The organism is Immundisolibacter sp. (assembly GCF_041601295.1).
Lineage (GTDB): Bacteria > Pseudomonadota > Gammaproteobacteria > Immundisolibacterales > Immundisolibacteraceae > Immundisolibacter.
In genome coordinates, this window is sequence record NZ_JBFIII010000111.1 from 1 (window position 1) to 8,121 (window position 8,121).

General features: G+C 66.0%; 9 protein-coding genes. 4 read left to right on the plus strand and 5 right to left on the minus strand.

Features of this window, described 5'->3' with window-relative positions:
- Window positions 1-124: 124 nt before the first annotated feature.
- The 3 genes from ABZF37_RS12475 (at window position 125) to ABZF37_RS12485 (ending at window position 3,430) form a co-directional block, all read left to right on the plus strand.
- Window positions 125-799 carry a class I SAM-dependent methyltransferase gene (locus tag ABZF37_RS12475; RefSeq protein WP_372720392.1) on the plus strand — a complete coding sequence of 225 codons (675 nt, stop codon included), beginning with the start codon at window positions 125-127 and terminating at the stop codon, window positions 797-799.
- A 193-nt stretch (window positions 800-992) separates the two neighbouring features.
- Window positions 993-1,583 carry a LemA family protein gene (locus ABZF37_RS12480; protein WP_372720394.1) on the plus strand — a complete coding sequence of 197 codons (591 nt, stop codon included), beginning with the start codon at window positions 993-995 and terminating at the stop codon, window positions 1,581-1,583.
- An 8-nt stretch (window positions 1,584-1,591) separates the two neighbouring features.
- Entirely contained in the window at window positions 1,592-3,430 is a 1,839-nt protein-coding gene (locus tag ABZF37_RS12485; RefSeq protein WP_372720396.1) for a M48 family metallopeptidase, read from the plus strand.
- Here the strand turns inward: ABZF37_RS12485 and ABZF37_RS12490 are convergent.
- From ABZF37_RS12490 to ABZF37_RS12510, 5 genes are all read right to left on the minus strand, one after another.
- Window positions 3,322-3,612: a helicase HerA-like domain-containing protein gene (locus ABZF37_RS12490; protein WP_372720398.1), complete on the minus strand. Its 291-nt coding sequence runs from the start codon at window positions 3,610-3,612 to the stop codon at window positions 3,322-3,324. The two genes, ABZF37_RS12485 and ABZF37_RS12490, sit on opposite strands and share 109 nt — an antisense overlap.
- A gap of 42 nt (window positions 3,613-3,654) precedes the next feature.
- The gene (locus ABZF37_RS12495; protein WP_372720400.1) at window positions 3,655-4,284 is read right to left on the minus strand and encodes a sulfotransferase family protein; all 630 of its coding nucleotides are present in this window, start codon (window positions 4,282-4,284) and stop codon (window positions 3,655-3,657) included.
- Window positions 4,285-4,372: 88 nt separating this feature from the next.
- On the minus strand, window positions 4,373-5,332 hold the full coding sequence (locus ABZF37_RS12500) for a dihydrodipicolinate synthase family protein (RefSeq protein WP_372720402.1): 960 nt from the start codon (window positions 5,330-5,332) through the stop codon (window positions 4,373-4,375).
- A gap of 146 nt (window positions 5,333-5,478) precedes the next feature.
- On the minus strand, window positions 5,479-6,408 hold the full coding sequence (locus ABZF37_RS12505) for an NAD(P)-dependent oxidoreductase (protein ID WP_372720404.1): 930 nt from the start codon (window positions 6,406-6,408) through the stop codon (window positions 5,479-5,481).
- Between the two features lie 10 nt (window positions 6,409-6,418).
- A complete protein-coding gene (locus tag ABZF37_RS12510; RefSeq protein ID WP_372720406.1) occupies window positions 6,419-6,841 on the minus strand; it encodes a cupin domain-containing protein in 423 nt (140 codons plus the stop codon).
- Window positions 6,842-6,937: 96 nt separating this feature from the next.
- Between ABZF37_RS12510 and ABZF37_RS12515 the strand changes: the two genes are divergently transcribed.
- The gene (locus ABZF37_RS12515) at window positions 6,938-7,945 is read left to right on the plus strand and encodes a TauD/TfdA family dioxygenase (protein ID WP_372720408.1); all 1,008 of its coding nucleotides are present in this window, start codon (window positions 6,938-6,940) and stop codon (window positions 7,943-7,945) included.
- Window positions 7,946-8,121 lie beyond the last annotated feature (176 nt).

Genomic DNA, 8,121 nt, shown 5'->3' on the forward strand with positions numbered 1-8,121 from the left:
ACGAGCCACCCGCCCCCCCGCGACTCCCCCCGGCCAGCCCGGCGGCGGCGCGGCTGCGGCTTAACGCCGCCTTAACCTTGGCTGTGCAGACTGATCGCACCTGTTGCCCCAGCCTGCTCCGGTCATGACGCAATCGCTCCTGCCGCAACTGCCTTTCTCCGACAAATACGACCTGGCTCACGCCCACGCCTATCAGAAGAAACACCATACCGGTCTGCGGCGGCGCCTGACCACCTGGCGGGAAACCCAGCTGGCCTGCCGCGCCCTGAAACTGGCGGGCAATCCCGAATCAGTACTCGATATGCCCTGTGGCGCGGGCCGCTTCTGGCCCATGCTGGCGGCGCACCCGACCCGCCGGCTACTGGCCGGCGACCGCAGCCCAGCCATGCTGGAGATTGCGCGTGGCGGCGCCCAACCGGCGGTATTGAGCCGCGTCGAGTCGCTGCTGCCGCTGGACGCGTTCCGGCTGAGTCTGCCCGACGATGCCGTGGAGCACGTCCTGTGCATGCGGCTGTTGCACCACATCGAGAGCGCCGCCGATCGGCTGCGTATCCTGGCCGAGATTCACCGGGTAGGGCGCCTTGGTGCCACCGTCAGCCTGTGGGTGGACGGCAATATCCAGTCCCGCCGCCGAAACCGTCAGGACACGCAGCGAACGCGCGCCAACATCAACCGGCTGGTAGTGCCGCGCGCCACTATCGAAGCAGAATTCGCCCAGGTGGGCTTTCGCGTTCGCCGACGCCTGGATGTATGCCCGGGTCTATCCATGTGGCGCCTGTATCTACTGGACAAGGCCTGAGGCCAGAGGCCGACGACAAACAGCTGCGAAGCTTTCGGCCGGCCCAACCGGTCTGTGGGCTTGCCGAGCGCGCCCACACTTCATACCTCGCGAGCAGAATCGGCGAATCCCTTGCTACAGTCCCGGCGCCGGTGGACGATTACCCGCAGACACTGTGCGGGACGTTGGTCCCCGACTTCGCGAGGATTCATGCATGGCCCGCCTGATAGGTTTTTTGCTCACCGTGCTGGCGTTGCTGCTGGTCGGTTTCTTTCTCATCTACAACCACCTGGTCACATTGCGCAACCGCTACCGCAATGCCTACGCGCAAATCGACGTACAGCTGCTGCGCCGCCATGACCTGGTGCCCAACCTGGTTGAAACGGCACGCTCCTATCTACAGCACGAACGGGCCACGCTGGAAGCAGTGATTGCCGCCCGCTCGGCCGCGGTCGGGGCCAGCCAGCACGCCTCGGCGCAGCCCGGCAGTGCCGCGGCCATGGCCGCCCTGGGCCAGGCCGAAGCCACGCTCGGTGGCGCGCTCGGCCGCCTGCTGGCCGTGGTGGAGCAGTACCCGGATCTGAAAGCCGATGCCACCATGGCGCGCCTGAGTGAGGAACTGGCCTCCACCGAGAATCGGCTGGCGTTTGCCAGGCAGGCCTATAACGACGCGGTGATGAGCTACAACACGGCGCTGGAACTTTTTCCGAACGTGATCGTTGCCGGCAGCATGGGCTTTCGGGGCGCCGGATTTTTCGAACTCGATGACACCACGGTGCGGGCGCTGCCACAGGTCAGCCTGTAACGGCAGGAATGGACTTTTTCGCCGTTCAGCAGCGGGCGCGTCGCTACAGCGCCCTGCTGCTGGTGCTGTTCACGCTGGCCGTCCTGGGTCTGGTGCTCGCGGTCAATCTGCTGGTCGGGTGGACGGTACTGCTGGGCGACCTGCGCCACGGCGGCTATCGGACCCTTGCCGGGCTGCCAACGGCGCTTTACGGCTGGACAACCGGCATCACGTTGGCCCTGATAGCGGTCACCACGGTGCGCCGGCTGTGGGAGCTGAGCGCCGGTGGACCGGTAGTGGCGCGACTGGCCGGCGCGCGCTGGGTGGCGCCGGATGCCGCCGACCCGCCACGGCGGCAACTGCTGAACGTGTCGCAGGAGATTGCCGTGGCCTGCGGCCTGGCCATGCCGCGCATCTACCTTATGGAAGACGAGCCTGGCATCAACGCCTTCGCGGCCGGGCGCGGCCCGGCCGACGCCGTCATCGCGGTCACCCGCGGCTGCCTGGAACGCCTGGATCGCGACCAGCTTCAGGGTGTGCTGGCGCACGAGTTCAGTCACCTGCTGCATGGCGACGGCCGTTTGAACATCCGCCTGCTTGGCTTGCTGCACGGCCTGACTGCGCCCGGCGCACTTGGCGGAATCCTGATGCGCTCCGGCGCCGGGGTCTTCACTGGCCATGGGCGGTACCGCCGTGGCGGATTTCCGGGCCAGTGGCTGGTTGGCCTGGGGCTGGCCACCGTCGGCTATACCGGCGTGCTACTGGCGCGTGTCATCCGTGCCGCCGTGTCCCGGCAGCGTGAGTTTCTGGCCGACGCCGCGGCGGTACAGTTCACGCGTAATCCGCGCGGCCTGGCTGGCGCTCTGCGCGTGACCCGCGATGCAACGCCCGCCGACGCGCTGCAAAGCAGTCAGGCCGAGGCGTTCAGCCACATGCTGTTCAGCACTCCGACAGCGACGTGGTTCAGTCGGCTCCTCGCCAGTCACCCACCGCTTACTGCGCGTATCGCGCGCATCTATCCGTTGTTTCAACGCCCGCTCGGCAGCCAGCTCCCAACAGACGGCCAGACGCCTGCCGGTGGCCCAGCCGGGCCGGCCAGCGTGGCGTCCGTCTCGCTGACCGCCAGTGTCGGCCAGTTCGACGCCGCCAATCTTGGCTATGCCGTCGCCCTGCTGCGCTCGATTCCACCGTCGCTGCGTGAGGCAACACAAACCCCCGATGACGCAGCCGCCCTGTTGCGCGGCCTGCTGGCCGATGACGCGGCCCTTGACCACGCGGCACCCAGCACTGGCGCCCGACTGAGTGCGCGAGAGCTGCAATTTGGCATTGCCGCGCGACAACTCGGGCCGCGTTTTCGGCTGCCGCTGGTCGATCTGACCCTGCCAACCCTGGTCAATCAGCCACGCGACGAACGCGAGCGGGTGCTCGACGCGCTCCGGCAAGTGGTCGACAGTGCGCCGACCGAGGCGCAACGCTGGGCCCTGTGGGCGCTGGTCCACAGCCAGCTAGCGCCGCCAAAACGGTTTTTCGCGGGGCAGTCGGCGCGGGACGAGGACTACCGACGCGTACTGTGGACGCTGGCCAGCAGCGCCAGCACCGGAACCGAGGAGGCTTACGGCGCCGCCTGCTCTGAACTGGGGTTGCCAGCGCTACCGGTCAGCGCCGATCTGGCCATATTCGACGCGGCGCTGCAGCGGCTGGCCCTAACGCCCTTGCTGCCGCGTCTGCGCCTGCTGTCGGCCTGCGCCCGCGCGGTCAGTCACGACGGCCAGCTTGAAGTGCCGGAACTCGAACTGCTGCGCGCCATTGGCGCAATACTGGACTGCCCGTTGCCGCCGCTGCCGGATGCACCCTCACCGGGAGCCTGACGGCCCGCTGGTCGGACATTCAGGTGCGATTCAGTGGCGGCGGCCTTGAGGCGCGAGCCGAGCATGCCGATGTTCGAGAAGCCCTCGGCCAGCGCCTGCAGCGTGACCGTCGTGCCGGCGCCTGTGACCCCGGTACTCAAGCGGTGTTGGTGGTCCGGCCCGGGCCTGCCTGCACCTGACACCGCTGGCGTTTCGACCCTACTTTCAACCGGATTTTCGGGCGCCTATGGAGTCCGGGCCTGCACGCGATCAAGAAATTCCTGCGTGGTATTGCTGCGCGGGAATGCCCCTGAGGGGATCGGCAGCTCCAGGAACTCACACAGCGGCGCCCAGCCATCCTTGACGTCGTACACCAGCAGGCGGCTCGCGGGCAGTGCCGCTTTCACCTCGGCGTTGTGCTTTTCGTATACGTCGATGACATGCGCCCGATCGAGTTGGTCGCCGAAAGTGCCCACCCGGACCATCTCCCGTGGCATAACCAGCGAGTGGAACAGTGGCGCGTTCTCGGGCGGCAGCGGCAGGCGCTGGGCCGGGAAGATGGTGGTGCTGATACTGTCGTACCAGGCGTCGGCGTCCCGCACCGTGAGGATGACCCTGGCCCGCGGGTAATGTGCAGCCAGCTGCCGCCAGAAGAACGCCGGCGGCCAGTCGACCGCCGCGCGATAACCCGCCAGCAGCGAATTCCAGTCCGCGTCCCCCGCCTTCTGCGCCTGGCGCCACAGCTGCGCATGCCCGGGACGGGCGAACACCTCGTGCATGTGATAGCAGGGGCCAAACCCGAGTTGCTCCAGCGCAAGTTTCAGCGACAGGGTGCCGGTGCGCCCGAAACCGGCGCCGATGATATTCAGTTCCACGACCTGACCAGATTCAAGGGATAAAAAAAGGGATAAAAAAAGGGGAACAACCGCAGCGCTGTTCCCCGCTATTCAATGTGCCGCGGACTCAGGCGTACTTGGTGCGCAGTGCCTTCCAGCGCCGAGCACATTCGCGGGCACCCTGGTCGATATAGTCCGGCACCACCTGATACGGTGGCCGGATCGGCCCGGCCTTGCAATAACCCGCTTCGTCGAAACGGATCTTCTCAAGCTGTATGTTGTAGGACGCAAACTCGGCCATGCCACCGGGCGGGAAAAATGTCTGCATGGTGTAGCCGATGTCGGTGTCAATGGCCTTGGCGCGGGCCCAGTCACCGGCCGCAATGGCGTCACGCAAGGCCAGTGCCGGCTCCGGCCCCATGCTGGCTTCGGTAGCCCAGAAAGCGATGTTCTGTTCGGGCTCGATACGCGCCATGGCGTAGGCGCCAGCGACATGCGGCAGAAAGCGGATCTTGCCCTGGGTCATGCCGATCAGGGCGCTGATCATCGGGTCGGGGCCATGCTTGCTGCAGATCAGGGTTGGCGTGCGACGCGCGACCTGGGCCCAGAACGGCGGCGGAAAGGCAAAGCGGAAGGCGCCTGGATTGTCATAGGCCATGACCGCCAGCTGCGGGAACGCCTCGGACATATCGGCATAGAACTGCACCGCCATGTCCAGCGTGCACGGCTGCCACATGGGCAAGCCCAGCATGGTGCCATCGGCACCCAGGTCCTGGATGAAGCGGTTGCGGCGCACGATCTCGTGCGTGCCCAGCGCAGTTGTCCCGATGAACAACGGCACGCGCTTGCGAACGGTCTCGATCACGCAGGCCGCGGCCTGCTCCCACTCGCCGGGCGTCAGCGTGGCGCACTCGCCGGTGGTGCCCATGGCCACCATGCCATTGATACCGGTCTGTACCAGGGCCTCGGTCAGCCGGGCCAGCTCGTCCAGATCCACCGTATCGACGGCGTCCCAGCGCTCGGCGCCGGGTTTGGACGGCGTCGGCGTGATGGCGTAAAGGCCTTTGATGTCGCTCACACTCAGCATGGTTCGATACTCCTTGACTAAAAAGTTGCGCGGCGCGGCACCGGGATGTGCCGCCGATTCAAGGCCTCCATAAGTCCTTGAGTCGAAGGAACCCGAAAATCACATGTTTCGGATTCGTGGCCCGAGAGGTCCAGGCTGGACTTAATTCAGGCCTTGTGATCGACAGCGTCCAGCCGCGTGCCATCCAGCTGCACGCCGGCCCATTTCTCCATTACATCTACCTGGCGCAGGATGTCCGCAGCGTAGCCTTTCTCGCGCACGAACAGCTCGAACAGATGAAAAATATGGTCGGTGACCAGCGCCGGCACGTCCGACTGGCGGGCAAACTCTGACATATGGCGCAGGTCTTTGGTCATCAGACCCAGCTGGAATCCACCGACGACGTCACGCGCCAGGGCAAAGTCCGGGTGCTTGCAGAAAAAATTCATGCCGGTGCCCTTGTCCAGCACCTGGGCGGCCACCTTCACGTCAATGCCATGCTTGGCGGCAATCAGCAAGCCCTCGATAGCCGCTACGCCGGCCGCCGAGCCGACCATGTTGTTGACCATCTTCACGATCTGCCCCGAGCCCAGCGGGCCCACGTGATAGATATAGCGTGCCATGCGCTCCAGCACCGGCGTCGCCTCGGCCACGTCCGCCTCGCTACCACCGACGCAGAAGGTGAGGGCGCGCTTGGGCAGTGCTTTGGCGCCGCCCTCCTCGCCCGTAATGGCAGCGTCGATGTAGCGCACGCCTGCGACGGCCAGTTGTGCCGCAATGTCCTTGCTGTGCTCGGGATAGCCGGAGGTGGTATCGACCACCAGCAGGCCACGGGCCGCACCCTCGACAATGCCCTCCGCGCCCAGACACGCCGCCCGTACCGCCTCGGACTGTGGCAGCGACAGCAATACCAGGGTGCTTGCCGCCGCGACGGCCCGCGCGGAACCGTGCGCCGTTACCCCGGGCGCCAGGGCTGCGGCGGCAGTGCGCTCGGCGTCCAGATCATAAGCGTGTACGGCGTAGCCGTCGGCCGCCAGAAGGCGCGCCATATTCGCGCCCAGACTGCCCAGGCCGATGACACCGATATGCTGGCTCATGCGCTGGTCCTCAGTATTTGTGGACGACTCCGTCAACCACCCGCGCGTACTCGCCACCGGCCGTGGTGGTGATGCCGAAATAGGAAAGCGGCGTCTTGCCGGTGTTGCGGATGCCGTGTACCTGCTCACGCGGGATGACCACCGTCTCGCCGGCCTTGATCGGGTACTCGGCGTAGTTTGCTGAACCGGGCTCGCCCTTCAGGTAAAGACCCTCGCCTTCGACGATCACGAAGCAATGCGCGGAAAAGGGGTGCGAGTGGGACTCGTTGGCCTGGCCTGGCATCAGGTTCCAGGACACGATACCCAGATCCTGGCTGTCGGCGTAGACCGGCACCACGTTTGCCTTTTCCGCCGAATACTTGGCGAATTTGTGCGGGTCGAGCGTGCCGGACGGCAGGGTTTCGGGGGTAAGCATTCCGGGCATGGGCTTCATTGGGTCTCTCCGTATTGGGGGCGCGAACGCTGGCCGGTCGGTCGTTCAGGGGCATATCATCACGGTCTGGGCGGTACTGAACAAGGGGGAGACGTCATGAGCCTGAAAGATCCACATCCCGTCACCGGTCCTTGCGTGTGGTGCGGCACCGACTATCGCGACGCCCGGCACTGGGTCTACCAGCTGTCCGGCGACGCGCTGGCCGACATCGACCGTGCCGTGCACAGGGTACGCGATGCAGGCCTGAACCTGGAGGACGTCACGCCGGCACAGTTCGACCTGCCGGCGCTGGCCGACGATCTGGGCACGATGGCCGAGATCCTGCACCGGGGTCGTGGCTTCGTACGCCTGCAGGGCATCGACCGGGCGCGTTACAGCGACGACGAACTGGGCATCATCCTGTGGGGCCTGGGCTCGCACTTAGGGATTGTCGTGTCGCAAAGCCAGCGCGGCGACCGCCTGGGCCATGTCCAGGATCGCGGCGAGATTGGCCGCTACTACGGCATCGGCGGGCCGATTGAGGTACACATGGACCCGGTGGACGTCACCGGCCTGATGTGCCTGACGCCGGCCAGACACGGCGGCGCGACGCCGTTGATGAGCTCTTTTGCGGTGCATAACGCCATTCTTGCCGAACGGCCTGACCTGCTGCCAGCACTGTACCGGGGCTTTCACTACGGCAGCGAGACGGTCATCAAGAGCGACCAGCCACCGATTACCGAACACCGCATCCCGGTATTCAATTTCGTGGACGGCGAGCCGGACTGCTTTTTCCTGCCGGCCGCCATCCGCGGCCCCAAGGGCGAACCGCGCGACCGGATGCCGGCCATGGAGCAGGAGGCGATTGCCTACCTGCAGGCGGTGGCCGAGCGGCCGGACATGAAAATCGACATGGTCATCGATCCGGCCACCGTGCAATTCGTCAACAACCGCGTAATCCTGCATGCACGGGCCGATTACCAGGACTGGCCACAGCCGGAACGCAAACGCCACCTGCTGCGCATGTGGCTGATGATGCCCGACTGGCCCAAGCGACCACCCGAGGTGCAGATGCTGCGCAGCACCGACCGCGCCGGCGGGGGCATTGCCAAGGCGACTGCGTGATTAAGGCCTGAATCAGTCCGTTCCGGACTGCTCAGGCCGTCAGCGCCCGGTCCAGTTCGGCGGACGTTTTTCCAGGAAGGCCGCCAGGCCCTCTTTCTTGTCCGCGGTTTCGCACAGCCCAGCCTGGGCGAACTTCTCCAGCGCCAGCCCGGCTGCGAGGCTGCCTTCCATGCCGG